Here is a 24,982-nt window from a genome sequence, read left to right on the forward strand (position 1 = left end):
TTTTCACTATTTTATAGCTGTTTCTAATATATCTAATAACATTTCAAAGTTTTTCATTGTATCTTCTATTGGCTTAGGTGTGCTTATATCAACACCACCTTTTCTTAAAATTTCTAATGGATAATCACTTCCACCAGCCTTTAAGAAACCTTTATATTTTTCAAGCGCCTCTTCTCCACCTTGAAGAATATTATTAGCAAAAGAGTTAGCACAAGAATATCCTGTGGCATATTGATAAACATAGAAATCAGTATAGAAATGAGGTATTCTAGCCCACTCCATAGCTATCTCTTCATCTACAACAATATCTTCTCCAAAATATTTTCTATTTAAGTCTAACCATATTTTACATAACCCATCAGCATTTAAAGGTGTTCCTTCATTTAACGTATTATGTGTTATCTTCTCAAATTCTGCAAACATTGTTTGTCTAAATACAGTAGTTCTTATACCCTCTATCATAGTATTTACAAGATATAATCTCTTATTTTCATCCTTCTCATTATCAATCATATATTTTATGAAAAGAATCTCATTTGTAGTAGAAGCTACTTCAGCACAGAATAAAGTATAATCACTATAAATATAATCTTGATTCTTTCTTGAATAATATGAATGTAATGAATGTCCCATTTCATGAGCTAATGTAGACACATCATTAATATCATAATTATAATTCAAAAGTACATATGGATCTGTATCATAACTACCCCAAGAATAAGCACCTTGACGTTTTCCTTCATTATCATACTTATCAACCCAACGATTCTTTATTCCTTCTTTAAAAATACTTAAATATTCTTCACCTAATGGTGCTAATGCCTTTTCTACTAACTTAACTCCATCATCAAACTCTATATGTTCCTTAGGTGTATCTATAAGTGGAACATATAAATCATACATATGAATTTCATCTAATCCTAGTAATCTTTTCTTTATGTCTACATATCTATGAAGTAGATGTAAGTTTTTATTCACTGTATCGATAGTATTATCATATACCTTAACATCAATATTATTAGGCTTAAGTGATGCTTCTAATGGAGAACTAAAATGTCTAAGTTTTGCACTTATATTAAAGTTATTTATTGAAGCTGTAAGTGTAGTGGCAAGAGTATTTTTAAACTGCTTATATGTGTTAAATAAAGTTTCAAAAGCCTCTTTTCTTACTGCTCTATCTTTACTTTTTATAAAGTTAGAATATCTAGCTTCATTAAAATCTACTTCTTCTCCATTTTCATCTTTTACTTTAGGGAATGTCATATCTGCATTAGTTAATAATGAAAATGCTTCTTCTGGTGCACTTAATGATTCTGATAATGTTGCTAAAATTCTTTCTTCACTCTCAGATAAAGTATGAGGCTTCATTTTTAATATATCTTCTAACTCAAACTTGTATTTTTGAAGTTCTGGTACCTTCATGCATTCTTCTAAGTAATTATCATCCATAGATAATAATTCTGGTACAAAGAAAGATGTAAGACTACTTATCTCCGGTAAAAATATTTCAACTTGCTTTTTCATGTTGATATACTTACCATTATTCATATCTTCATGATTTTTCATATTAGAATATACATATAACTTTTCTGCAAGTCTACTTACCTTTTCATCTAATTTTAAATATTCTAATAAGTTATTAGGATCCTTTAATGTTCCCTTAAAATCACCAAGTCCTGTATAAATCTCTTTTAAATACTTAAAATCCTCTTGAAACTCATCTTCATTTTTATATATTTTCTCTAAATTCCAAGTATCTTCTACAGGTACTTCTTCTCTTTTTAAAAGAGTCTTTGATTTCTCCATCTATTCTTCCCCCTTATAATCATTTTCTCTCCCCACGATGTCTGCAAATACTTTTGTCATAGTTATATTTATTTTCTTAGATACGTCTTGAAGCTTATCATTTATATAATCATAATCATCCTCAAAAGGAATTATTACTTCAAAAGTAGGATTATACTCTTCCTCTATATCATTTATTGTATATCCAGCTTCAGTAAAGCTTTCTCTATCAAACAAATCAAAAATCCCTGTGAATTCCCAATCTTCAACATCAGAATTTGTGTCAAATACTATATGTATGTTGTCTCTATCTGTATAAAATTTAGTTATGTATTCTGCGCCTTCTTCAGCATTAAAAGAATCATATTCCTTCAAGAACTTTCCTTCACTATCTCTTTCTATTAATACTAAACTTGAAAATTCCATATACTCACTTCCTTAATCTATTCTTTTATATAAACTATCTCACAAAATTATGAAAATAACAATACCATTAATATTTTTAACGATATACTATAGAATTAATCAATATACAACAAAAAAAAGATGCTTAAAAATATAATACTTTTAAAACAATACTATATTTTCATAACATCTTTTATGTATTCTTTTCTTTTTTTCTACAGCTTTCACATATAGCTTTAAAATCCAAGTGATGTTCAACTAATGTATATCCTGTTGTCTTTTTTATAATTTCTTCCACAGTATTCATAGGGCAATCTATTTCCACTTCTTTATCACATATTTCACAAGATATTTTGTGTTTATGTTTGTGATGATTAAATGAATATGTATTTCTATCGTCACCTAAACTAAATTTGTCCACTAATCCCTTTGTATAAAATGAGTCTAGTGTTCTATAAACTGTAGATAGATCTATTTCAAATCCAGACTTTTTTAATAAATCATAAATTTCATCTACTTGATATGATCCTTCATTTTCTACTAATAACTTTAAAATAGCTACTCTACTTTTTGTAACTTTCATATTATTATTTCTTATTAATTCTTTAATATCCATAATTATCACCTAAGACAATTATACCACAAAGGTCTACATAAACATCATTTTTATTCCCATTAACATTAAGATTATTCCACCAATGAATTCTGCATACTTCTCAATAACTTTTATTTCTCTTAAAAATCTTCCAACTATAAATGCAATTATCGAATTTATGAAACTTACTACACCTATTATTATTGAAGCTAAAAATACAAATCTGTTATCTCCACTAGATCCTAATGCACTTAAACCAACTACTAAAGCATCTATCGATACAGATACTCCTAAAATAATAAACATCTTCGCTTTTATAACTATGTTTTCTGTAGGTTGATCTTCCTTAAATCCTTCTATAAACATAACAAGTCCAACTATGGAAATAACTGCTCCACCTAATATCTTTGGAAATCCCCCAAGGAAACTTAATATGTACACACCAAAAATGCCTCCTATAAAAGACATTAAATATTGAAAAAATCCGAATGATAACGACATTAGAACTTTTTGATTATTATTTATTCCCTTTGCAATTCCTAAAGATAATGCCACTCCAAAAGCATCTATCGACAATGCAATTGCTATTATTAATACAGATAAAAAACTCATTATACCCCCACCCTATTTTTAAGTTACTACTATTTATACAGTTGTTATTGTATAAATATAACTATTGTGGTCTATTTTGTTTGATGGTAGGTGGGTATAGTTTTTTCTCATATATATAACTGTTATACTTAAGTGTTGTTTTTTGAAAAATAATCTTCCAACAACACTTAAGTATAATAGTTTCATATATCCGCTAACAAATACATTTGATCAAACATGTATTGCAAAAATCACCAACTATTATATATAAAATCGAGCTTTGCAAAATAACATTTGCAAAGCTCTTACTTTTCTTAATTATCTAAACTTTTCATATCTTTATTTAATTTAAATATACAGCAACCTAGGGATCCAATAACCCCTATAAAGATATATATTAATGCAATACCTGCACCTTTTCCGCTACCAACAATATTGATTAAAAATGATATCTTATAAACATTAGGTTCAAAAACCTTATCTGCTAATACTCCACCTAATAGATATCCTATAGGTATCGATATATATTGTAATGTATTTCTTGCTGAAAAAACTACTCCTTGCATTTCTATAGGAACTTTATTTCGCATAATAAACTCTACGTTAGCTGTTAAAAATGGTACTACAACATTTCCTAAAAATACAGCAATTGTCCAAATATAACAATTACGTCCGATTCCAAGTAATGTGTTACATATAGCGAATGAAAACATCATTATATTTAAAATAACAGAAACTTTCTTTTTACTTTCCTTCTTAATAGTTACTAATATGCTCCCAACCACTCCTGCTATTCCTATAGTAGCAGTTACTATACCTAGCTGAAATTTATTATTTCCATTTCTAGATAGTATCATTGGTTGAAGATTACAATTATAGATTGAAGCTATAAGATTTACGAATGCCATAAATAATATAAGTGATAATATTCCTTTATCATTCACTATATACTTTATGCCAATCTTACATTGCTGTAGTATATTTGTATTATCCCCTGTATTATATATTTTTTTAGGTATTTTAACTAAGAAAATTAAAGTTAATACTGCAAAAATAAATGTCGCAAGATCAATAAAAATAATTAATTTTAATCCAGCAAAAGCATATATAGTAGTTGATAAAATAGGATAAAAAATAGTTATGCATGAATTACTTAAAGATCTTATTCCACTTACTTTTATATAATTCTCTTTAGAAATAATAAGTGATATTGCTACTTCTGATGCAGGATTTTGAAAAGCATCAACTACACCTAAAATAAAATTTATTATATAGATATACTCTATTTTTAAACTATTAGTGATTAATAATATTAATACTATTAAAGAAAAAAATGCTGCTATACTATCAGATATAATCATTATATTTTTCTTGTCCCATTTATCACTAATACTACCTGCTAAAAAACTAAGTAATATTGATGGCATCAATGTACATATTGTTAATAATGCTATTGATAATACAGATCCACTATTATCATATGTCCATAAAATTAATCCATAGCTTGTTATTTTACTTCCTAACTGTGAAACAAATTGTCCACATTGTAATAAATAAAAATTTTTTAATTGAGTTTTTATATTCATCTAGCCTTACTCCTTTTCAATTAACAATATTACTTGAAAATTGCAAAGCCAAATAACTTTGATAGATATATTACTCCATGCAATCTCTATCTTATCTGACTTTGCATGGAGCTAAAACAATGCATAATCTCATATCCTCATTACCCCTTTCTTCAAAATACCTCTATATATTTCTTATTCCAACTTTAGATAATTCTCTAAAAAAGTCATTGTTATTTCTAGTATAATCATCAAAATAAATAACTTTCATACCCATTTTTTTAGGTACAATGAGATTCTTCTCATTATTATCTATAAATACACACTCATCAGCTTCAACCTGTAACTTGTTTATGGTTTGTGTAAATATTTCATAGTCTTTTTTGCCTGAACCAACTTCTGCCGAAACAGCAATAACATCAAAAACTGCATTTAGTTTGTGGTAATTTACAATACTATATATTCTATCTTTTTTATTATCAGTAACCATGGCTATTTTATATCCTTGTTCTTTTAGGCTATAAACTAATTTCATCATCTCAGTATCTATTGGCGTATTAATAAAAGATTCTTCTAAAATCTTATACGGTATGTCTTGTCCCAAGTTTTCACATAATCTACTCCAAATATCTTTATGACTTATCTCTCCATATAATAACTTTTCATTATACTTGTAGTACTCCTTCTGAAATAAATCTTTATTGATATTTGCATTCTTAGATATGTAACTACAAATTGAATATGATCCAGTAGCCTCAGTAGTTAACACACCATCAAAATCAAACAGTACTGCCTTAACCATAATTATCACCTCACGACAGTTATTTATTAAACTTTTTTCCGACATTGAGTTCTCTAAGTTATTACAATTGCTTCCTTATATAGCTGTTATACTTAAGTGTTGTTTTTTGAAAAAATTACTCTACCAACACTTAAGTATAATAGTTTCATATATCCACAACTAAAACATATATTGCACACTTTTCCCATTTATAACCACATAATAAACGCTGTTTTATCATTGCAATTATATCCTACTTTCTTATAAAAATTTAAAGTACTTTCTCTTTTAGAACCAGTCAAAAGCATAATTTTGTAACAATTTTCTTTAATAGCTATGTCCTTAGCATAATTTAGTACGGCTGTTCCATAACCTTTTTTTCTATACTCCTTACTTGTAACTACATTTTCTATAAAAGCATAAGGCCTTTGGTTATGTGTTAAATTGGGAATAATATTTACTGTACAAGTAGATACAATTTTATTATTCTCTTTAGCTACCACTATATGATAGTTCTTATTACTTACTATACTTTCCCATATAGAATTAAGCGACTCGTCCATATTGGGAATAGTATTGTCTCCCAATTCTGTATATAGCTCTAATAAACTACATAATTCTGATTCATTTATTTCTGTAATCATATTTTCACCCCACTCATAACTAATTCATCTAGAAGAGTATCCATATTTCTAGTATCATCATCAAAATAAATAACTTTCATCCCCATTTTTTTAGGTGCAATAAGATTTTTCTCACTATTATCTATAAATACACATTCACTAGCTTCAACTTGTAACTTTTTTATAGTTTGCATAAATATTTCGTATTCTTTTTTACCTGAACCAATTTCTGAAGAAACCACTATAGTATCAAAAAGTTCATTTAATTTATAATAATTTGCAACACTATCTACTCTATCCTTTTTATTATCAGTAACCATAGCTATTTTATATCCCTCTTCTTTCAGGCTATACACCACGCTCATCATATTAATGTCTATTGGTGTATTAATAAAAGAATCCTCTAAAATTTCAAAAGGGATATCTTTCCCTAGGTTTTCACATAATCTACTCCAGATATCTTTATGATTTATCTTTCCATATAATAATTTTTCATTGTATTTATAATATTCTTTTTGAAATAATTCCTTATCAATATTGGCATTCTTAGATATATAATTACAAATTGAATACGATCCAGTAGCATCTGTAGTTAACACCCCATCAAAATCAAATAATACTGCCTTCACCATAATTATCACTTCCTGACAGTTATTTATTAATATTTTAACAAATAACCAATTATTTTCTAATAATAAATTCTATAAAACATACAAGTTATTTCATATATATAGCTGTTATACTTAAGTGTTGTTATTTGAAAAATATTGCTCCAACAACACTTAAGTATAATAGATTCATATATACGCTACAAATACATTTTCTCCAACCTGTATAGCAAAATTATAAAACTCAAATATTCCTTGTCCATGTTTATATTAACTATTCATCAAGTATTCTTCTTTTAATATAGAATAAACAGCCATATCACATATTCCTGAATTATTCTTTCCTGCTTTTCTATTTATTCCTTCAAATTTTAATCCACATTTTTTCATAACTGCTCCTGATGCTGGATTATTTGTATCATGTTTCGCAGCGATACGTTTCACATCAACTTCTTCAAATAGAAATTTAATTATTGATGAAAATGCTTCTGTTACAATTCCCTTATTCCAATATTCTTTACCAATACAGTATCCTATTTCTACTGCTTCAACATTTTCATCTATTGATACTACTGAAATTGCCCCAATTGCTTGTCCATCTTCTTTTAATTCAATACACCAATTATAATAACCATTATTACTATATTCTTCTAGCCATAAACCTATAACATATTTTGATGTGTCCAAATTTTCATGAGTAGGCCAAGTCAAATATTTAGTAACATTACTATCACTAGCCCAATTATTAAATAAATCACTAGCATCTTCATCTTTAAATCTTCTTAAAATTAATCTTTCTGTTTCAAGAATTTTTGTTCCCAAATGATTCATATTACTCCCCCCTTTTTAATCTTGGCACCATTACAAACGCTTGAAATAAATTATTCAAACAAAATTTCCCTATTAGTGCTCTCCATATTATCCTCCAACCTTTTATAAGATGTTTTTTGACATAATTATCAGTTCCTCACTAGTCTTAAATCCATTCTTCTCATAGAATCCTTCTGTTCTTATTCCATGACATGTAATAAGAAATATTTTTTTAATATCCTTATTAAACAATTTATATGTAAAATCATTTAATATCTTTCTTCCATACCCCTTACCTTGACACTTAGCATTAACATAAAACTCAAGTATTTCAAAATGTTTTCCATCATAAAACATTTCTTCACGTCCCATGATACAACCAACAAGAGTATTATCCTCATAATATGCATTACCTATAAACCCTGGCATATCTATTATATCTCTAAGTCTTTTTATCGCTGTTTCATAAGTCCACTTATCATACCAAGGTTCACCATTAAAAACCTCTATAAATAGATTTGTAATTTCATTTAAATTATTTTTTGTAATCTCCTTAAACATTGTGCCTCCTACATAATTTCAATAACTTCCCGTATTTTTTCTTCGCTAATTACAGTGGCATACTTACCACCTTCAAATTCCATTACTGATCCAATTCCTTTTTGAAATACAAATCTTATATTGCCATTTCTAACTTTCTTATCTGTATATAATTTTTTCACTAACTCTTCTTTGTTAATATAACTTGGAATTTTAATAGGTAGTCCACATTTTTCTAGTAAGTTTATCACTCTATCTTTTTCTTCTAAAGTTACATAACCCAATTTTTCTCCTAAAATAACTTCCGCAACTATCCCTATAGAAAGTGCTTCTCCATGCAATAATTTATAATTACTTACTGTTTCTATTGCTCTTCCAACAGTATGTCCAAGGTTTAATATTTCTCTCAAATTATTTTCCTTTTCATCTTTCATAACAACTTCATATTTAATTCTACAATTACTTTCTGCCACATGTGTACAAATCGCTTTATCAGAATCAAATATTTTTTCTATATTATCTTCTATAAACTTAAAAAATTCTTTATCTGCAATGCAAGCGTGCTTTATAGTTTCGCATAATCCACTACTTAATTGACGTCTTGGTAAGGTTGTCCAAGTATTGATATCTATATATACCTTCTTAGGTTGATATATTAATCCTATTAAATTAGTAGCTAATTCTGTATCAACTGCAGTTTTACCCCCTACTGATGCATCTGCTGCTCCAAGTAATGTTGTAGAATAATTAATAAAAGGAATCCCCCTTCCATATGTACCTGCAACAAATCCAGCTAAATCCGTAACTACTCCACCACCAATAGCAATTATGCAACAATCTCTTCTATACCCCTTTTCTAACATTGCATCTTCGATAACTTCTTTTGTTTTTCTTGTCTTACTTTTTTCACCAGCTTCAAAAACGAATAAATCACATTTATAATTTCTTGCTTTTAAAAGGGATACGATATTTTTTGCATATAACTTTTCCACAATACTATCTGTAATAATTGCAAAATTTCTTATTTCACCAACAAGTCCAATCTCTATATCTTCTACTAATTTATCTTCTAACTTATATCCTATCTCAATATCGTAAGAATCATCTACTACCTTCTTTAATGCCACATGAAAATTCATAATATTTTCCCCCTTTGTATACAAAAATCCCCACCAAAGATTTTTGTTAATTTATGTATTTAAATCTATTTTATCATTTTTCCATTTATGTCACAAAATAATAATAAACACAGTATTATAAAGTATATATTTTTTTAAGAAAGGAAAAGGCACTAATGACTTACAATAATAGATGCAACGAAAAAAAATCATACGCTGAAGCCTATGTAATACCTCAATGTTACGGTAACTTACTTGATGAAACTGCAGCCTTATTTTACGGTACAATCTTTAAAGACCTTGTTAGACCATATAGAAAATCTAAAAAGATGAAAAAAGATTGTAATATGTAGGAGGTAGATAATATGCATAATAGAAGTAAATTATTAAACAATATAAAAAAATATCAATTTTATGCTGTTGAACTAAACCTTTATCTCGATAATTTTCCAGATAACAAAAAAGCACAAGATGACTATAGATGCATATCTGAAACCTTAAATCTTTTAGTTAAAGAATACGAATGTAAATATGGTCCTCTTTCTAACTTTGGCAATACAACTACAGTAGATCACCAAATGTGGATTGCTAGTCCATGGCCTTGGGAAAATTGTAAAGAGGAGGATAAGTAACTATGTGGATTTATAAGAAAACTTTAGAATATCCAATTAATATAAAATGTAAAGACCTTAAAATGGCTAAATATCTTATTTCTCAATATGGTGGACCTGATGGTGAACTTAGTGCTTCTCTTAGATATTTAAATCAACGTTATACAATGCCTACTGGAAAATCTAAAGGTCTGTTAAATGATATAGGTACAGAAGAGTTAGCTCACGTTGAAATGATTGCTACCATGATATATCAACTTATTAATGATGCATCTATAGAAGAATTAAAAGCAGCGGGACTTGCTACTCAATATGTTGACCATGGTAAAGCTTTATTTTACACAGATGCTCAAGGAAATCCTTGGACTGCAACTTATATCCAAGCAAAAGGTGATGTTATAGCTGATCTTCATGAAGATATGGCTGCTGAACAAAAAGCTAGAGCCACTTATGAACATCTAATTAATTTAACTGATGACAATGACGTTAAAGATGTTCTTAAATTCCTACGTCAAAGAGAAGTCGTTCACTTCCAAAGATTTGGTGAAGCACTAGTTGACGTACAAGATGCAATGAAATGTAAATAAAATTTTCTTGTTTTATTTGCTTTAATACAAAAATACCTACTAAAGCTTCTTTGTCTTTCTCTAGTAGGTATTTTGTTATTTATAGTAACTTTTCTAATTTTCTAACCAATTCTTCAATGGCAGGTACATAATCTTTAACTATTCTTTCTGCTACTTCACTAGCTAAATTTTCATTATAAATATGTGAAGTACAATTTCTATCTTCCAATAAACTTATCCATGTTTCTTCACTAGAAATTAAATTATTCACATAAGCTTTTTTAAAAATAGTTCTTGGAAATGAATTATCTAAAGTAACACCTAGATATTTCATAAATTCTCTTAAAGTTTTATGAGTTAATTCATAAGTAAACTCAAATCTTTGTATAAGACTATCTCTTATAATTTCATTACTTCCATCATAAAGTTCTGAGACTTCTTTAAGCTTATTATAAGCTTTTACTAAATTCATGTATTTAAATTCAACACTTCTCATATAAAACTACTCCATCATTTTTTACTTGTTCTATAAAAAATTCATCTTTTACTAAATTCATATCTGAAAAATCAAATTCTAATAATGTTCTAATATTAAGTTCTACATCTTCTATAAAACTATATATTGATTTATTGGCATAAACAGCAAGATCAATATCACTCTTTGTTGAATTATCCCCTCTAGCTCTGGAGCCAAACAAAATTACCTTCTCAATTTCATGATGTTCTTTCGAAATCTCTATTATCTTACTAATAATATCTTCCTTTAAATCCAAAAGAATATTCTCCTTTATATAAATGTTATTTATTATTATAACCCAAATCTTTTTCTTAATAAATAATATGTATAACGAAATAAACTTAATATCTTCTACTTTCCTACTATAATTAGCCCTAAGAAATTTTTAGTTCAATATCTCCACCTATAATAATTGCCTTAGAATTACTACCATGACCAATATCTTCTGTCTTAACTATAGGTAGTTCTTTATTATTAACTATATCCACTACTAATTGTTCTATGGTAGGTTTAGCTTGTTTTTCTTCCATTTCAGTAAAAGTTCCAAGAATTATTCCCTTTACTTCATTAAATGCTCCCATTTGCTTTAGTTGATTCAAATAAGTTGTCATAAGTGCTACTTCTCCACCTAAGCTTTCTAGTAGTAATACCTTTCCCTTAAAAGATGGCATATATGGTGTTCCTGCTAATTTTAAAAAGCAACGTATATTACCACCGATAACAGTTCCACTTAGAAAATCTCCTTGTAAAAATTTATAGTTAATATTTAATAAGTCATTTTTATCTTCTAATATTGTCTTACGAAAATTCTCGATTTGTTCCTCACCATGATCATATATTAAATTTCTAATTTGATATAAAAATGATGGTATTTCTGTTTTTGAATATATAACATTAATAATAGTAGTTAAATCACTATATCCAAAGAATGGCTTTGGATTTTTTTTAATTATTTCGAAATCTAAATATTCTAATACCTCGTTAGCAACATTACCACCAGATATATCAAAAATTGCTTTAATACTATCATCTAAATAAAACTTCATAAGAGCATCAGCTCTTTCTTTTCCACTACCACTAAAAACAGAATATTTTTCATAAATATAATCACTACATATAGGCTGTAGTCCTATTGATTCTAATACTTCTAGTAATTTATCTATCTTTGGTCTAGCTGTCTTTAATTGTGCATTTGAACAACCAACTATTGCAACTTTATCTTTAATGTTTAACATATACATTCACTCTACTCTCTTAAAATTATTTTATATTATTATATCATCAAAAATTACTGGTACCTTTTCTTTAAAAATTTCTAAAATCATAAATGCTACTTGTCTCATTTGTGGATGAGCAGCATTACTTGTTCTTAACTTAAAAAAATGTCTCCATTCTCTTAAATTCATAGTAATAATAATTTCTGTTTTAAGTGAATTAGGTAATATTGATCTTGCTTCTTCTGGAGTTGCTCCTATCTTTAACAATTCTAAATATTGCTTTTCAATATTTTTCATTGTATTTATCCATATATCTTTTTTATCTTTATCTTCATCACCTGTCCAAAAACATGGATTAATAAATGTCAGTTCATTATCAAATTTATCTTTTCCATAATTACAATACCTAGTACTTTCTTGAGCATAACTAGCCACTCTATGCCTTACTATTTCATGAGTTACTCCTCTATCACATACTACTCTTACTGACAAACTTACATGTTCAATTACAGACTCATGGCCTCTTTTCATTAAACTTTCTACAAATCTTTTTGCTGATTCTTCTGTTATTCTATCCTCACTTTTATAACAAACACGACCTACTTTTTCTATTGTTTTTAATATATCTTCTCCATTAATTTCTGATTCTAACTCTACATATGGCTCAATTATTTTCACTGAATTTTCCCCCTATAATAAATCAATTAACTCATATAAATTTTTTATCTCATAAGTTACCTTAACATCTTTATCATTAGTAATATTATATCTATTAAACCAACAAGTCTCTATTCCTGCATTATTTCCACCTTTTATATCAGAAGATAATGAATCTCCCACTATAAGTACAGAATTCTTATCATTTACTTCTAATTTCTCAAAAACATATTCAAAAAATTCTTTTTTTGGCTTTTGATATCCTATATCACTGGAAATAAATATATAATAAAAAAGACTTACTAGAGTTCATTTCTGACTTTCTAGTAGGGCTAAAAAAATATTTTTATATTTTTTCAACAGCCATCTCATAAATTCCCCAGTTTTCATCTTTATATCTAAATACATCTTTGCAGTATTTTTCATCAACAAATCCTACTGACTTATAGCAATGATGTGCAACTTCATTATTATCAAAGACTCCTAATGTCACTCTCTTCATTTTTAAAATTTCAAAGGCATATTTCACTGCTAGTGACATCATTTCTCTTCCATATCCTTCTCCTCGTTTTTCTTTATCTATAATAACAAATCCTATATGTACACTATTATCCTCATAGTCTGCAAGACGCATTAAAAAATGTCCTACTGGCTTACCAGCCGCATCTATAGCCGTCATTATAAAACCATTATTTTCTTTCTCATAATTATGATAGTATTCTTCCAATTGTTCTTTTGTAAGTGGATATGTGAACTTATCAGCACACCACTTAGAAAAAGTTACTTCATCATCTATCCAGTTTAAAAGATATTCTCCATCACTTAATTTATATGGTCTTAATCTAATCAATAAATACACCTCATCTTACCCTATTACTTCTTTTATTTAAACAAATTTTGCACCTTTTTCTTTTAACTCTTTATTTAACTCATCCACATTTTCTTTAAATATCGTACCAACACATTGATTATTGATAACAACTTTAAACCCATTTCTAATTGCACCTAATGCTGTATTTGCTACACATCCACCACCATCAACGCCTATAATTTCCACTTCTCTTATATTATCCTGTCTTAATCTTTCCAGCAAAGCTTTATTAGTAAAAGCATCACTTTTATATTTCTTAAATATTAAATCTGATACTACATTTATTTCTTCTGCTATTTCTGCCTCTTTTGTACCTTCATATACTTTAAATGGTGCAAATATATTAATTAAGTTTTTCTTCATTATATTAATAATATAAAATACACTATCTTCTGGATATGAATCTATTAGTTTATTTGCATTGAAAATTAACTCTTCGTGATTATAGTTGAACATTTTGTTATGATTTTTTCCTACAAATACATTTTGCATATCTATTACTAATAACGCCTTTCCCATTTTATTTCCTCCTAAAATCATTATGTCCGCCCATGGAAATATTTTTCTTTAATTATACCACTGACGTTTGTAACTTTTTGTAATATTTTATCTAAAATAAAAAAAGCATATTCTACTAATTTAAATAGAATATGCTTATAATTTTATTATGAAATATTACTTTGAATATATTTTGGAACTTCATCAGGTAGGATATGCAATATTGTAGCTATTTCTTCATTTAATAATTTTTCTGCAGATTTAAATAGTCTTTCATCTTCTTGTGTTATTTTCTTACCTTCTAATTTCTTTTCTTCTCTCTTTAAGAAAATAGTTTTAATTAAAGTGCTCCATTGCTTATAATCACCAGAACGAACCATAGATTTAAATTTATAATTTCTCTCTCTTTCATCATCTATCCAAACTTCTTTTTCTAAAGGCATCTCCTCTATTAAATTATCAATGTCTTCTTTTGAAATTATATTTCTCATAAAAACCTTTTTATTGGCTACTGGTATTTTTATAATTGTTTCCGTCGTCGCATATACAGGTTCTAACACATAATAATCTTCTTCATTATTAAAATACTTCTCTTTAATAATATCTGTTACTTTGCAAACCCCCGTAACACCATACATAATATAATCTCCTATTTTAAACATCCTCTAAGACCTCCTTATTAAAAATTTAAAATAAAAAAAGTAGCTTTGACAACTGGACTTACGTTATCAAAACTACACGCTGTATATATTTATTATACTACTATAAACTTTCAAAATGTAAGCTAAAATTTTTTACCTTTACCAATATTGAATTACTTAAATACTTCCATATTTTCACCCCAAGTTATTAACACTCTTTTTAATATATATATCTGTTATACTTAAGTGTTGTTATAGTAGGTCATATGAATAAAATCCATTTTTAAGATGAATATTAGCATTATAAATTTGCTATTATATTATCAACTGTATCTATTTCTGCAAATCTATCTTTAAAAATTTTGAAATTATAATAATTATATAATTCTTCTCCTGACATAAACTCATTATCAAAAGTTGTATTAGTCATTTCAGGAATGATTATCTTATATCCATATTCAAATGCTACTTTACAGCTTGTATCAAAACAATATTCTGTTTGCATACCTACCATTACTAATTCGTCTATACCTTTACTTTCTAAATAATCTTTAAGTACTGTTTCTTTAAATGCAGAATTATATCTTTTGCTTATTATCTTCTCTCCGTCTATTGGTTCTATCTCACTAAATATTTTCCATCCTTCTGAACCACGTTTAAATTCTCCATCATCTTCTTCATGCTGTACATAAATTACTTCAATATTTTTTTCTCTGCATGCTTCTAGTAATGTTTTTATATTTTTTGTTATAGTTTTAATTCTAAATGGCTTTTCTTCTACTAAAGAATTTTGAAAATCAATAATTAAAAGTGCTTTTTTCATTTTTTATCTCCTCAATGTATATAATGTAAATATTATACACATGCTTACATTATATGTCCACTTAGTTTTCCTACTGAAGACAAAATAAAATAATAGCCTGTTGCACTTGAAGTAAATATTTTTTAAATTCATACCCTACAAAATACTCACTATTTATAACATCATCAGATACTTCTTCCCCTCTATAAAATGGTGGACATGGATTTAAAATAGCATCTTTATTTGCCTTGTTCATTACAGATCTAGTGACTTTATAATTTTTAAAATCACCTAAATAATCTTTTCTTATTGAATCTGTTAATATAATGTCTTTTCCTACTATAGCCTCATCTATATTATGATAAACATTTATTCCTTCTATCTCATATCCTCTAGGGCAACATTGCTCTAAAGATATACCAAAAACCTTTTGTGCTTCCTTCCATGCTAATCCTATATTCCCCCTGTGTCCTACAAATAAATATTTATCATTCAAATAATCTTTTCTTATTTTCGATAAAGAATATATATCTGTTAATATCTCACAAGGATGATTAACGTCACTCATAGCATTGATTATTGGAGCCTTTGAATATTTAGCTAATTCTTCTTTCATTTCATCAGCAATATTAAAAATTTTTTCTATATCGTCTTTTGAATAATCCGTTAACCTAATTAAATTTTTCATACCTTCTCTCCTTTATATTTATCACCAAATTCCTCTCTTGCCGCTTTTGTATATTTCATAATAAATTCAGTTTTAGCTTCCGTATATCCATCTCTATTATGTTCATATTTATCTTTTAAAAACATCTTTAACCTTCCATACTCATCAGCTACTTCTTTGTTTAATCTTAAATAATCTCTAAAATATAACTCGTTCCAGTCATTAAAATATCTAAGATGAAGGTGAAAAACTTTTTCTGCAAATCCATACTTAGTATATCCTTTATTAAATACCATTGTTGGTTCTGGATCATTACTAAACGACATTAGTATCCATCCACTATTTGATAATTTCTCCTTTAACGCCTCTACTTCACAATCATTATTAACTTCTAATAAAATATCTACTGTTGGCTTAGCAATTAATCCCTTAACTGACGTACTTCCAATATGATTAATTCTCGCAATATTATTTTTACCTACAATATGAACTAAACATTCTTTCTCTTCTAAATACCAGCTACTATACTCTGGATTATGTTCTTTCAATATTATCGGAAATAACTGCCACAACTCCTCTAAAGACATTTCTGATAACTCTTTAGCCAACTTTCATCCCCCCAAAAATCACTTACTAATTATTTGTATCATCCCAGGTCCTTGATGATCATTAGGTCTTTCAATAAATCCAAACTTCTTATAAAATTCTTCTTTTCCCTTTGCTGCCATTAATCCTATCGTAGTTTTTGTATCTGATAAGCTATTATTATATATGTAATCCATTAACTTTTTACAATAATTCTTCCTATACCTTTACCTTGATATTCTGGTATAACAACCATATCTTGTAAGTACCAATAGATTGCACCATCTCCAACTATACGCCCCATTCCAACTAACTTATTGCCATCTATAGCAACAACATCATACAAATCATTTTTTAATGATTTTTCAATCTGAAGTTTTGAATTATTAATTTTGAAAGCTGTTTTCTTTATCTCTATATAACTATCTACAGTTAATTTATTCTCATATATTTCTATATTCATTTTAGTGAACCTCACTATTTAAAAAATATTCCCCTAATATCCCTATCTAGATCCTTTTTAGTACTATGTATTACTATTTCTTCAATACTAGCTAATGTTGTAATAATGCATACTAATGACATAACTATCAAAGAGCTTGTACACTTTAAAAATATAATAGCCAAAAATAATGCTAGTCCTGTTAATTTATTGCTATAGGTATGTAAAATAACAAATTTATGATATTTATAAAAAGCTATAATTATCCCAATAATTCGAATAATAAGTATTAATATTATCCAACTAATAATTCTAATGGGAAATCTTATTGTAGGTAAAAGTACTACACTAAGCATAGCTACCATGGTAATATCTGATAACGTGTCTAAAATTGATCCTATCTTACTTGTAGTATTGGTATTTCTAGCAATGTAGCCATCTAAAATATAACTGATTCCACATAATACATAAATAATACAAAATGTAATACTATATGGTTTAATAAACACAAATGTTATTGATAAAAAAATTCTTATAATTGTTATTATGTTAGGAATATTTTTCATAGAATACTCCTTACTTCCTTAAAGCACTTTTTGGTTAGCTCCTCTATTTTCTTCACATCACTTAAGAAATTAGATTTTAAGCTGTTGCTAGTTTCAATTGCTAAATCAAATAGTTCTTTAGAAATATCATTTTTCTTCAAAGCTAGTTCTAATTCATCCATATCATCTACTATGATATTTCCATCTGGATAAACTATTAAATCTAAATATAAATCCTCATAAGAAATAACCCCATCTTTATCTAATGCTGAAGAAGCTATAATATCTATGTACCATACTACTACTTCATCATTTTTATTTAACATTGCTGTTATTAGATAATGTTCTTTTTCTGGCATTATTAAAACCCACTTCATATCTTTATCACATACAACTACATCTTTTCCTCTATACTTCCAAACTTGTGGTGTTGTAACTTCATCTATAAATAATCCTGCTACTACACCTGTAAAATATTTCTTATCTACTCTAATTTGAGTAAATCTTTTTGAGGTTATACAACGCCATTCCTCACAAGTTAATCTACTTTTTTTCACTCACACCCCTCCATGCATTTTTTTCCATTTCTATGTATTTATTATACATCAAAAAAAGATAGACATTAGTGTCTATCTTTATACTACAACTTGAAATATCTCTCTATTTTCTATATTTAACTTTTCACTAGTAAATTTTTTATTTTTGTTAAAATTAAAAATCAATAAATATCCCTTTTCCAATCCTTCTATATCTAGATAATTTGATAGTTGCTTTAATCCTTTTTGGTGTGCAATATCACCATGTCTAATCCATTATCATCGGTTATAAAATTATCTTTAAAATTATAGTTTGTCATAACATTACTATCAGTTTTTGATATCAAATAATTATATATTCTTTCTCTTATAATTTTATTAGAAACAATGGTATTATTATTTTTATCTTTTGTTAAATACCCAAACATAACTCCTAAATTTATTACAGGATTATCTATATTAAAAATACATGGTATATTTAGAACAAGTAAGTTGTACATATATTGATATAGTTCCTTATTATTTTCCATGTTCTTTATTAAATCATCAAATAAAGTGTTGTTTTCTTCTAATAATATTTTTATTGATCTTTGAATATCTTCTTTTGTCCAAGCTTCATCTCTATTAGGAATTATTTTTTCATCTATAATTTCACAGATTCTACTTACTAAAAAGGGATATCCACTAGTAAATTTATATATCTCTTTGCTTAAAAGATTTATATCCAGTTTTAAATTATTTTCATCTTCATATTCTTGTAACATAGTAGATATTTCATCTTTACTAAAACTCATGTCTATATCAAAATTTACTGCTATATTCCAAGGAGAATTATATCTAATACCTATATCATCTCTAAACTTTAATTTTAAATTTTTAACATCATGAACTCCCGCTAAAATTACAGATTTAAAAGTTGTCTTCTCTTGTACTGTCCTAGATAAATATAAAGATCTTAATACACCTAAGAAGCTTAAAAAAAGTTTATTATCTGCGGCTTTATCTACTTCATCAATAATAAGAATAATCTCTTTATCTCTAGTTAAGTTATCAATAACCTCTGCCAACTTAGAAAATGTCTCTACCTCTTGTAAGGTTATACTTAATTCCTTAGACATTACTTCTATTAAAGTATTACAAAATCTTTTTTCACTCTGAAAGTCTAAATCTATTAATTGAAAGTCTAATTTTATTACATCATATCTAGTTTTCAATATTTTCTCTAGTTCATTAAGAGTAGTAGTTTTCCCAAATTGTCTTGGCCTATTTATAACAAAATATTTATCTTTTTGAATTAGTCTTATAATTTTTTTTAATTTATTATCTATATTAACCATATAATGCTTATCTCTACTACATACGCCAGTAGTATTAAAAGCTTTTCCTCTTAACTCATTATTTTCAAAGAAATCAATATACTGATCCAACATATTCACCACCCAATTACTAATTGTGAACAACATTCTCTAAAATAATACTTTAATTATAGCATAGGCAGTATATAATTTCTTTACTTTGTTAACCTACTTATTGCAATAAACTTCTATAGCCTTTGACATAAATTCAGCAGTACCTTCACCACTTTTATCTATATTTTCTTTAAATCTTTCATCATTAACATACATTATTCCAAGAGAAGCTAAAATCTCTTTAGTACAATTATAATAGTTTTTAGTAATATGATTTTGCCATCTCTTAACTAATTCTTGAACTTCTTCACTTTCTGGAGCTTTACCCTTATTATCAGCAAAAGCTTTAAAAATCTCATTAGCTTCAGAATTTATACCATTCCATTTATCCTTATCATAGTTTTTAGTCTTTACTTCATATTCCTTATAAGCATCAGTTTTGCCATAACGTTCTTTAACTTCCTTAGCATACTTCTTTTTAGTAGCTTCAATTTCTGTCATATCAAATTCTTTAAAACTCATATCGTTCTCTCCCTTTATTGTGTTATCTACGAGATTAATTAAATTATCAAGACGTTGTCTCTTCTTAATTAACAACTTCTTATGCTTTTCTAGGGCATCAATCCTATCAAATTTAGGATTAGAAATAATCTCTTTTATTTCGCTGAGAGGAAAATTCATTTCTCTAAATAATAATATTTGCTGTAACGTTTCAAGATTTTTTTCATCATAAATACGATATCCTGCATCAGTAATCTTACTAGGCTTTAATAAACCAATCTCATCATAATAATGCAATGTTCGTACTGTTATCCCTGTAAGCTTAGCAACATCATTAATCTTCAATTTACCACCCCTCTTCTCATAATGTATTTCCCTCAGTACAATTATTAAGATACACTATGACGCAACGTGAGAGTCAATATAGTTTTTTTAATTTTTTATAACAAAATATTCACTATATCACTTAATTTATCAACATCATAATCAGCCTTATACTTCTCTGACTTTGGCTTCTGTACTGCTCCAAGACCTTGTTTTATCCATATTGTTTTCATTCCTACTCTTTTAGCAGGATATATATCATTATCTAGTCTATCACCTATCATTATTGCCTCATTAGCCATAATTTTCACCTTATCAAGTGCTAATTTAAAAATTCTTAAATCAGGCTTTGAAACACCTTCTTCTTCTGATGAAATAATTAAATCTATATATTCTAGTAATCCATAAGATTTAAGCCTTTCTTCTGTTCCTCTTGATTGATTAGCAATAATCCCGATTTTATAAATTCTATGTAATTTAGATAAAATAAATTCAGCATCTTCATAAGGTCTTTCTAGTGAATGATCATAAGATGCTGAATTAAGTATATTCAATTTTTTAATTGCTGTAGGATATGGTTGCTTGTAATCCTTTGATGCTTCTATCATGGCATTATAGATATCATCATAAGAAAATCCTTTATTTAATCTTACTGTTTCTTCTACACGTTTTTTATGTACTTCATCTTCATTTACAAGAGTATATCCTACATCAAAAAATAACCACTTTATATTTTTCATAGCTTCTACTCCTCTTTATAAAATAAATCTTCTTCCTTATTTCTATTCCATATATACTCTATATTTTTTGCAATGTTATAAGCTTCAACAGTTCCATATAAATCTTCAATAAATCCTAATGTCATATCCATTCCTGCTGAAACACCCGATGAGGTATAATACTTGCCATCAACAACCCATCTAGCTTTCTCTACCCAAATTGTCTTATCTGATGTTGTCTTTACCCACTTAAATGCTAACTTATTAGATGTCGCTCTTCTCCCATCTAATAATCCTGCTTTTGCAAATAATGCAGAGCCTGTACAAATAGACAAACAGTATTCTGATTCAATAGCTATAGATTTTAACGTATTTAAAAACTTATCATCATTTACTAATTCTCTAGTCCCTTGTCCACCTGGAACTACTAAAACACCTTTTTTATTAGCACTTTTTATAGACTCTGTATAAACTTTTGTTCCTTGAGCACTAGTGACAATTCCACCATTAAGAGAATAATAAAACAACTGATGATTTTTATTTCTAGCTAATATTTCAATAGGACCAAATATATCTAAAGTCTCAAATTTATCAAAAAGAAAAATGTTAATATTCATATCTCCCTCCTAAAAATATGTAACAATATGCTCTACACTGTCTTTAATATTTAATAGCTTTTCTCTAAAAAATGTTGGATATGCTGTATATCGATCTAATTTATCTATTGGTAACCAATGCATATGTTCACGAACTCCCTGAGTATAACTATTACTATTTAGTTTTTGTGTACCTCTTGGTTTCATAATATAATAAAATGCAACTTCATGACACTTAAGTCCATCTAATGTATCTGTTCCATTAAAAAAATTTTCATGTATGAAAGCTAATCTATCTATTTCATACTCTACGCCTGTCTCCTCTAAAACTTCTCTCTTTACAGCATCTTCAGCAGTTTCTCCTAGATGAACCCCTCCACCGATAGAATAATAATAATCGTCTAGTTCATTTTTTGCAAAAAGAACACATCCATCTTCAATAATAATTGCTGCTGCCCTATATCGAAACCATTTTCCATCCTCTGTGAAAGAACAATCAATATCTTTATTTTTCATTTCATTACCTCTGATAATTTATTATTCTCTAATATAATCTATTAGTGGTTTTATTGAATTTTTATCTGTAAAATCTACTTTTTTACCATAAGTCTCTAACATTTCTCTGTCTTCTTCTTTTAAATCTTCAGGATTCTTTTTTGATACAGCTTTTTTTAACATTCCCATCATCAATTTATGAACAATATTAAGCTTCGAATAATCCATACCACCACGCAAGTGAAAAAACTTTACCTTTTCCTTCATTTCTTTTGTAAACACCTTATCTATACTATTATGAATTCCTTTAATATTTTCCTCATCCTTTGGATCTGCTAACCCACATGTAAATATTATTAACTTTTTATCTTGAAGTTGATTAAAATTATCTGTAATCAAAGAAACACTATTAATTCCACCGGCATATAACCCGCCACCATAAATTATTGTGTTATATTCACTTAAGCTATCAATCTTTATTGATTTATTTTCAATGATATCCGAACCTAACTCTTCTGCAATCCATTCTGCATATTTTTTTGTTGAACCATATTTTGATTTATATACTACAACTGTATTATTCATTATCATCACCTCTTACAAATATTATAGTATATATTTACCATTCTTAATATATTCCTCAAAAAAATAACTACTGAGAGTAATGTAATCTTACTCTCAGTAGTTTTATAAAATAGTATTATTTATTTTTTATCACATTTGATTGCTATCATTATAGTAGTTATTAATCCACCATATAAAACAATAGATCCTAATGATAAAAATGTAATTGCTATCGGTGTCATATTTTATGCCTCACTTTCATCATTTTCTATATGTTTGTTTTTCCATGGTGTTCTACTTATTAATAAAGAACCTATTATACCAATTCCTATTATAGCCCATCCATATACAAATAATGCTGCTAGTGAATAGCCTTCATATGGATTTCTGATTTCATTAATAATGCTGCTAACTAACATAAATGCTAATACTACTGGTGTTATATATTTAATAGTTATATCCCACCATTTTCCTATTCTAAAATAAGAAACTGAATTTGTATGATTACGTATAGCGGCAGGCTTTATTATCCATCCTATTACAAAGGCTTCTAATAATCCAACTACAACTATTCCGTAATTGTTTATAAAGTTATCAATAATATCTAACAGATATAATCCTGCATTTGTAGCAAATGCTATACTTGCAACAAAACCTAAAATACAAATCCAAGTAACTACCTTTTTACGGTTCCATCCTGTCTTATCTATAATTGGAGCTGTTACAGCTTCTACTAATGATACTGATGATGTTAATCCTGCGAATATTAAACACATAAAGAATAATACCCCTAAGATATTTCCCCATACTCCCATAATACTAAATACTTTTGGGAATACGATGAAAGCTAATCCTATACCGCCTGAAACAACTTCTTCTATTGGTACTCCTTGACTTGTTGCCATAAATCCTAAGATTGAGAATACTCCTATAGCGCATAAAAATTCAAATCCACAATTTGCAAACCCAGTCATAAATGCACTATTGTTTATATCTGATTTCTTAGGTAAATAACTTGAATAAGTCATCATTATACCCATACCAACACTTAAAGAGAAAAATACTTGGCCATATGCAGCTATCCAAACGCTAGGATCTTTTACCTTGCTCCAATCAGGTGTAAATAATTTATTTAACCCTAATGTTGATCCATTTAAAGTAACACCCTTTACAACTATTATTATCATAATAAGTATTAATAAAGGTAATAATACTTTGTTTAATTTTTCAATACCACCTTTTACTCCTCTATAGCAAATAAACCAGTTAACTGCCCATAACGCTGCTATACCTATAAGTACTGGCCATATAATAGCAGTAAATTCAAATGGTGATGATGATAATCTTAAAAAGTCATTATAAAAATAATTATTAGGATCAGCACCCCAACCTTTAGTAAAGCTTAATGTTAAATACTTTATTGCCCAACTTAAAATCATAGAATAATATGCTAATATAAAAAATGCATTAATAGTTGGCCACCATCCAAGCCATTCCCATTTTCTATTTCCTCTTGCCAAAGCTAATGGAGTTGACGCTCTATATTTATGCCCCATACCATATTCTAATATTAATATTGGTATAGCAGCTGTTAAAATTGCTATGAAATATGGAACTAAAAATGCTCCTCCTCCATTATTATAAACTAAATAAGGGAATCTCCATATATTACCTAAACCTACCGCTGAACCAACAGCTGCAAGTATAAAGCCCATTTTACTTCCCCACTGCTCTCTTTCGTTTTCCATCGTATCTTTTCTATCCTTTCTTCTTTTGCTTGATTATAATTAATATATAT

General features: G+C 27.6%; 36 protein-coding genes and 1 pseudogene. 3 read left to right on the top strand and 34 right to left on the bottom strand.

All coding sequences use genetic code 11. The features are described from left to right. Positions 1–6: 6 nt before the first annotated feature. The 11 genes from pepF to aroB form a co-directional block, all read right to left on the bottom strand. Positions 7–1,806, bottom strand: coding sequence for an oligoendopeptidase F (gene pepF / locus KQI30_RS01020; RefSeq protein ID WP_216461300.1), 1,800 nt, complete (start codon positions 1,804–1,806; stop codon positions 7–9). Then, positions 1,807–2,211, bottom strand: coding sequence for a DUF6762 family protein (locus KQI30_RS01025; RefSeq protein WP_216461301.1), 405 nt, complete (start codon positions 2,209–2,211; stop codon positions 1,807–1,809). It lies immediately after the preceding gene. A 172-nt stretch (positions 2,212–2,383) separates the two neighbouring features. Further along, on the bottom strand, positions 2,384–2,806 hold the full coding sequence (locus KQI30_RS01030) for a Fur family transcriptional regulator (protein ID WP_216461302.1): 423 nt from the start codon (positions 2,804–2,806) through the stop codon (positions 2,384–2,386). A 33-nt stretch (positions 2,807–2,839) separates the two neighbouring features. Further along, positions 2,840–3,397, bottom strand: a complete 558-nt coding sequence (locus KQI30_RS01035) for a manganese efflux pump MntP (protein WP_216461303.1) — start codon at positions 3,395–3,397, stop codon at positions 2,840–2,842. A gap of 293 nt (positions 3,398–3,690) precedes the next feature. Next, a complete protein-coding gene (locus tag KQI30_RS01040; protein WP_216461304.1) occupies positions 3,691–4,962 on the bottom strand; it encodes an MFS transporter in 1,272 nt (423 codons plus the stop codon). 163 nt (positions 4,963–5,125) lie between these two features. After that, complete coding sequence (locus tag KQI30_RS01045) at positions 5,126–5,743, bottom strand: HAD-IA family hydrolase (protein ID WP_216461305.1); 618 nt, start codon at positions 5,741–5,743, stop codon at positions 5,126–5,128. 188 nt (positions 5,744–5,931) lie between these two features. Further along, the gene (locus tag KQI30_RS01050; protein ID WP_216461306.1) at positions 5,932–6,366 is read right to left on the bottom strand and encodes a GNAT family N-acetyltransferase; all 435 of its coding nucleotides are present in this window, start codon (positions 6,364–6,366) and stop codon (positions 5,932–5,934) included. Then, the gene (locus KQI30_RS01055) at positions 6,363–6,977 is read right to left on the bottom strand and encodes an HAD family hydrolase (RefSeq protein WP_216461307.1); all 615 of its coding nucleotides are present in this window, start codon (positions 6,975–6,977) and stop codon (positions 6,363–6,365) included. Before KQI30_RS01055 ends, KQI30_RS01050 begins: the two co-directional genes overlap by 4 nt. A gap of 246 nt (positions 6,978–7,223) precedes the next feature. Next, positions 7,224–7,784, bottom strand: a complete 561-nt coding sequence (locus tag KQI30_RS01060) for a GNAT family N-acetyltransferase (RefSeq protein WP_216461308.1) — start codon at positions 7,782–7,784, stop codon at positions 7,224–7,226. Between the two features lie 102 nt (positions 7,785–7,886). After that, on the bottom strand, positions 7,887–8,324 hold the full coding sequence (locus KQI30_RS01065; protein WP_216461309.1) for a GNAT family N-acetyltransferase: 438 nt from the start codon (positions 8,322–8,324) through the stop codon (positions 7,887–7,889). Between the two features lie 8 nt (positions 8,325–8,332). Further along, positions 8,333–9,442, bottom strand: coding sequence for a 3-dehydroquinate synthase (aroB, locus tag KQI30_RS01070; RefSeq protein ID WP_253287330.1), 1,110 nt, complete (start codon positions 9,440–9,442; stop codon positions 8,333–8,335). 155 nt (positions 9,443–9,597) lie between these two features. Here aroB and KQI30_RS01075 point away from each other — a divergent pair, with 155 nt between their 5' ends. The 3 genes from KQI30_RS01075 to KQI30_RS01085 are packed head-to-tail and all read left to right on the top strand — an operon-like array spanning position 9,598 to position 10,619. Then, positions 9,598–9,774: a spore coat associated protein CotJA gene (locus KQI30_RS01075; protein WP_216461310.1), complete on the top strand. Its 177-nt coding sequence runs from the start codon at positions 9,598–9,600 to the stop codon at positions 9,772–9,774. 12 nt (positions 9,775–9,786) lie between these two features. Continuing rightward, complete coding sequence (locus KQI30_RS01080) at positions 9,787–10,053, top strand: spore coat protein CotJB (RefSeq protein ID WP_216461311.1); 267 nt, start codon at positions 9,787–9,789, stop codon at positions 10,051–10,053. Positions 10,054–10,055: 2 nt separating this feature from the next. Then, positions 10,056–10,619, top strand: a complete 564-nt coding sequence (locus KQI30_RS01085) for a manganese catalase family protein (RefSeq protein WP_216461312.1) — start codon at positions 10,056–10,058, stop codon at positions 10,617–10,619. Positions 10,620–10,698: 79 nt separating this feature from the next. On the opposite strand, the gene KQI30_RS01090 is transcribed toward KQI30_RS01085, so the two are convergent. The 23 genes and pseudogenes from KQI30_RS01090 to KQI30_RS01195 form a co-directional block, all read right to left on the bottom strand. Further along, positions 10,699–11,094, bottom strand: coding sequence for a nucleotidyltransferase substrate binding protein (locus tag KQI30_RS01090; RefSeq protein WP_216461313.1), 396 nt, complete (start codon positions 11,092–11,094; stop codon positions 10,699–10,701). Further along, on the bottom strand, positions 11,081–11,371 hold the full coding sequence (locus tag KQI30_RS01095; protein ID WP_216461314.1) for a nucleotidyltransferase domain-containing protein: 291 nt from the start codon (positions 11,369–11,371) through the stop codon (positions 11,081–11,083). The genes KQI30_RS01090 and KQI30_RS01095 overlap by 14 nt, the downstream gene beginning before the upstream one ends. Positions 11,372–11,489: 118 nt before the next feature. Continuing rightward, positions 11,490–12,356, bottom strand: coding sequence for a S66 family peptidase (locus tag KQI30_RS01100; RefSeq protein ID WP_216461315.1), 867 nt, complete (start codon positions 12,354–12,356; stop codon positions 11,490–11,492). Positions 12,357–12,380: 24 nt separating this feature from the next. After that, positions 12,381–13,010: an FAD-dependent thymidylate synthase gene (gene thyX, locus KQI30_RS01105; RefSeq protein WP_216461316.1), complete on the bottom strand. Its 630-nt coding sequence runs from the start codon at positions 13,008–13,010 to the stop codon at positions 12,381–12,383. A gap of 12 nt (positions 13,011–13,022) precedes the next feature. Then, positions 13,023–13,280: pseudogene (locus KQI30_RS01110) on the bottom strand (HAD-IA family hydrolase); the annotation flags it as partial. 55 nt (positions 13,281–13,335) lie between these two features. Next, on the bottom strand, positions 13,336–13,839 hold the full coding sequence (locus KQI30_RS01115) for a GNAT family N-acetyltransferase (protein ID WP_216461317.1): 504 nt from the start codon (positions 13,837–13,839) through the stop codon (positions 13,336–13,338). A 36-nt stretch (positions 13,840–13,875) separates the two neighbouring features. Continuing rightward, positions 13,876–14,379 carry a cysteine hydrolase family protein gene (locus KQI30_RS01120; RefSeq protein ID WP_216461318.1) on the bottom strand — a complete coding sequence of 168 codons (504 nt, stop codon included), beginning with the start codon at positions 14,377–14,379 and terminating at the stop codon, positions 13,876–13,878. Between the two features lie 146 nt (positions 14,380–14,525). After that, positions 14,526–15,020: a CarD family transcriptional regulator gene (locus KQI30_RS01125; RefSeq protein ID WP_216461319.1), complete on the bottom strand. Its 495-nt coding sequence runs from the start codon at positions 15,018–15,020 to the stop codon at positions 14,526–14,528. A 280-nt stretch (positions 15,021–15,300) separates the two neighbouring features. Beyond that, a complete protein-coding gene (locus KQI30_RS01130; RefSeq protein ID WP_216461320.1) occupies positions 15,301–15,822 on the bottom strand; it encodes a cysteine hydrolase family protein in 522 nt (173 codons plus the stop codon). 70 nt (positions 15,823–15,892) lie between these two features. Beyond that, a complete protein-coding gene (locus tag KQI30_RS01135) occupies positions 15,893–16,489 on the bottom strand; it encodes a hypothetical protein (RefSeq protein WP_216461321.1) in 597 nt (198 codons plus the stop codon). Continuing rightward, positions 16,486–17,076 carry a GrpB family protein gene (locus tag KQI30_RS01140; protein ID WP_216461322.1) on the bottom strand — a complete coding sequence of 197 codons (591 nt, stop codon included), beginning with the start codon at positions 17,074–17,076 and terminating at the stop codon, positions 16,486–16,488. The genes KQI30_RS01135 and KQI30_RS01140 overlap by 4 nt, the downstream gene beginning before the upstream one ends. An 18-nt stretch (positions 17,077–17,094) precedes the next feature. Then, a complete protein-coding gene (locus KQI30_RS16980) occupies positions 17,095–17,250 on the bottom strand; it encodes a hypothetical protein (protein ID WP_253287331.1) in 156 nt (51 codons plus the stop codon). Further along, positions 17,250–17,516: a GNAT family N-acetyltransferase gene (locus KQI30_RS16985; RefSeq protein WP_253287332.1), complete on the bottom strand. Its 267-nt coding sequence runs from the start codon at positions 17,514–17,516 to the stop codon at positions 17,250–17,252. Before KQI30_RS16985 ends, KQI30_RS16980 begins: the two co-directional genes overlap by 1 nt. Before the next feature lie 14 nt (positions 17,517–17,530). Beyond that, a complete protein-coding gene (locus KQI30_RS01150) occupies positions 17,531–18,061 on the bottom strand; it encodes a CDP-alcohol phosphatidyltransferase family protein (protein WP_216461323.1) in 531 nt (176 codons plus the stop codon). After that, positions 18,058–18,597: a DUF402 domain-containing protein gene (locus tag KQI30_RS17475; RefSeq protein ID WP_216461324.1), complete on the bottom strand. Its 540-nt coding sequence runs from the start codon at positions 18,595–18,597 to the stop codon at positions 18,058–18,060. The genes KQI30_RS01150 and KQI30_RS17475 overlap by 4 nt, the downstream gene beginning before the upstream one ends. 215 nt (positions 18,598–18,812) lie before the next feature. Next, the gene (locus tag KQI30_RS01160) at positions 18,813–20,006 is read right to left on the bottom strand and encodes an AAA family ATPase (protein ID WP_253287333.1); all 1,194 of its coding nucleotides are present in this window, start codon (positions 20,004–20,006) and stop codon (positions 18,813–18,815) included. A gap of 93 nt (positions 20,007–20,099) precedes the next feature. Next, positions 20,100–20,831, bottom strand: coding sequence for a MerR family transcriptional regulator (locus KQI30_RS01165; protein ID WP_216461325.1), 732 nt, complete (start codon positions 20,829–20,831; stop codon positions 20,100–20,102). A gap of 95 nt (positions 20,832–20,926) precedes the next feature. After that, a complete protein-coding gene (locus KQI30_RS01170) occupies positions 20,927–21,550 on the bottom strand; it encodes an HAD family hydrolase (protein WP_216461326.1) in 624 nt (207 codons plus the stop codon). 5 nt (positions 21,551–21,555) lie between these two features. Further along, positions 21,556–22,146 carry a DJ-1/PfpI family protein gene (locus tag KQI30_RS01175; RefSeq protein ID WP_216461327.1) on the bottom strand — a complete coding sequence of 197 codons (591 nt, stop codon included), beginning with the start codon at positions 22,144–22,146 and terminating at the stop codon, positions 21,556–21,558. Between the two features lie 9 nt (positions 22,147–22,155). Continuing rightward, a complete protein-coding gene (locus KQI30_RS01180) occupies positions 22,156–22,641 on the bottom strand; it encodes an NUDIX hydrolase (RefSeq protein ID WP_216461328.1) in 486 nt (161 codons plus the stop codon). Between the two features lie 21 nt (positions 22,642–22,662). Beyond that, on the bottom strand, positions 22,663–23,208 hold the full coding sequence (locus KQI30_RS01185) for a flavodoxin domain-containing protein (protein ID WP_437177716.1): 546 nt from the start codon (positions 23,206–23,208) through the stop codon (positions 22,663–22,665). A gap of 116 nt (positions 23,209–23,324) precedes the next feature. Continuing rightward, positions 23,325–23,426, bottom strand: coding sequence for a MetS family NSS transporter small subunit (locus KQI30_RS01190; protein ID WP_216461330.1), 102 nt, complete (start codon positions 23,424–23,426; stop codon positions 23,325–23,327). A gap of 3 nt (positions 23,427–23,429) precedes the next feature. Beyond that, a complete protein-coding gene (locus KQI30_RS01195; RefSeq protein WP_216461331.1) occupies positions 23,430–24,932 on the bottom strand; it encodes a sodium-dependent transporter in 1,503 nt (500 codons plus the stop codon). Between the last annotated feature and the right edge of the window lie 50 nt (positions 24,933–24,982).

Origin of the sequence: Clostridium bornimense, assembly GCF_018917145.1 — a bacterium.
Classification (GTDB): Bacteria; Bacillota; Clostridia; order Clostridiales; family Clostridiaceae; genus Clostridium_AN; species Clostridium_AN bornimense_A.

What these genes read in the sequence shown, in the direction of transcription:
- pepF (WP_216461300.1), bottom strand. Translation starts at nt 1,806, where the DNA reads ATGGAGAAATCAAAGACTCTTTTAAAAAGAGAAGAAGTACCTGTAGAA.
- KQI30_RS01025 (WP_216461301.1), bottom strand. Translation starts at nt 2,211, where the DNA reads ATGGAATTTTCAAGTTTAGTATTAATAGAAAGAGATAGTGAAGGAAAG.
- KQI30_RS01030 (WP_216461302.1), bottom strand. Translation starts at nt 2,806, where the DNA reads ATGGATATTAAAGAATTAATAAGAAATAATAATATGAAAGTTACAAAA.
- KQI30_RS01035 (WP_216461303.1), bottom strand. Translation starts at nt 3,397, where the DNA reads ATGAGTTTTTTATCTGTATTAATAATAGCAATTGCATTGTCGATAGAT.
- KQI30_RS01040 (WP_216461304.1), bottom strand. Translation starts at nt 4,962, where the DNA reads ATGAATATAAAAACTCAATTAAAAAATTTTTATTTATTACAATGTGGA.
- KQI30_RS01045 (WP_216461305.1), bottom strand. Translation starts at nt 5,743, where the DNA reads ATGGTTAAGGCAGTACTGTTTGATTTTGATGGTGTGTTAACTACTGAG.
- KQI30_RS01050 (WP_216461306.1), bottom strand. Translation starts at nt 6,366, where the DNA reads ATGATTACAGAAATAAATGAATCAGAATTATGTAGTTTATTAGAGCTA.
- KQI30_RS01055 (WP_216461307.1), bottom strand. Translation starts at nt 6,977, where the DNA reads ATGGTGAAGGCAGTATTATTTGATTTTGATGGGGTGTTAACTACAGAT.
- KQI30_RS01060 (WP_216461308.1), bottom strand. Translation starts at nt 7,784, where the DNA reads ATGAATCATTTGGGAACAAAAATTCTTGAAACAGAAAGATTAATTTTA.
- KQI30_RS01065 (WP_216461309.1), bottom strand. Translation starts at nt 8,324, where the DNA reads ATGTTTAAGGAGATTACAAAAAATAATTTAAATGAAATTACAAATCTA.
- aroB (WP_253287330.1), bottom strand. Translation starts at nt 9,442, where the DNA reads ATGAATTTTCATGTGGCATTAAAGAAGGTAGTAGATGATTCTTACGAT.
- KQI30_RS01075 (WP_216461310.1), top strand. Translation starts at nt 9,598, where the DNA reads ATGACTTACAATAATAGATGCAACGAAAAAAAATCATACGCTGAAGCC.
- KQI30_RS01080 (WP_216461311.1), top strand. Translation starts at nt 9,787, where the DNA reads ATGCATAATAGAAGTAAATTATTAAACAATATAAAAAAATATCAATTT.
- KQI30_RS01085 (WP_216461312.1), top strand. Translation starts at nt 10,056, where the DNA reads ATGTGGATTTATAAGAAAACTTTAGAATATCCAATTAATATAAAATGT.
- KQI30_RS01090 (WP_216461313.1), bottom strand. Translation starts at nt 11,094, where the DNA reads ATGAGAAGTGTTGAATTTAAATACATGAATTTAGTAAAAGCTTATAAT.
- KQI30_RS01100 (WP_216461315.1), bottom strand. Translation starts at nt 12,356, where the DNA reads ATGTATATGTTAAACATTAAAGATAAAGTTGCAATAGTTGGTTGTTCA.
- KQI30_RS01120 (WP_216461318.1), bottom strand. Translation starts at nt 14,379, where the DNA reads ATGGGAAAGGCGTTATTAGTAATAGATATGCAAAATGTATTTGTAGGA.
- KQI30_RS01125 (WP_216461319.1), bottom strand. Translation starts at nt 15,020, where the DNA reads ATGTTTAAAATAGGAGATTATATTATGTATGGTGTTACGGGGGTTTGC.
- KQI30_RS01130 (WP_216461320.1), bottom strand. Translation starts at nt 15,822, where the DNA reads ATGAAAAAAGCACTTTTAATTATTGATTTTCAAAATTCTTTAGTAGAA.
- KQI30_RS01135 (WP_216461321.1), bottom strand. Translation starts at nt 16,489, where the DNA reads ATGAAAAATTTAATTAGGTTAACGGATTATTCAAAAGACGATATAGAA.
- KQI30_RS16980 (WP_253287331.1), bottom strand. Translation starts at nt 17,250, where the DNA reads ATGGATTACATATATAATAATAGCTTATCAGATACAAAAACTACGATA.
- KQI30_RS16985 (WP_253287332.1), bottom strand. Translation starts at nt 17,516, where the DNA reads ATGAATATAGAAATATATGAGAATAAATTAACTGTAGATAGTTATATA.
- KQI30_RS01150 (WP_216461323.1), bottom strand. Translation starts at nt 18,061, where the DNA reads ATGAAAAATATTCCTAACATAATAACAATTATAAGAATTTTTTTATCA.
- KQI30_RS01160 (WP_253287333.1), bottom strand. Translation starts at nt 20,006, where the DNA reads ATGTTGGATCAGTATATTGATTTCTTTGAAAATAATGAGTTAAGAGGA.
- KQI30_RS01170 (WP_216461326.1), bottom strand. Translation starts at nt 21,550, where the DNA reads ATGAAAAATATAAAGTGGTTATTTTTTGATGTAGGATATACTCTTGTA.
- KQI30_RS01175 (WP_216461327.1), bottom strand. Translation starts at nt 22,146, where the DNA reads ATGAATATTAACATTTTTCTTTTTGATAAATTTGAGACTTTAGATATA.
- KQI30_RS01180 (WP_216461328.1), bottom strand. Translation starts at nt 22,641, where the DNA reads ATGAAAAATAAAGATATTGATTGTTCTTTCACAGAGGATGGAAAATGG.
- KQI30_RS01190 (WP_216461330.1), bottom strand. Translation starts at nt 23,426, where the DNA reads ATGACACCGATAGCAATTACATTTTTATCATTAGGATCTATTGTTTTA.
- KQI30_RS01195 (WP_216461331.1), bottom strand. Translation starts at nt 24,932, where the DNA reads ATGGAAAACGAAAGAGAGCAGTGGGGAAGTAAAATGGGCTTTATACTT.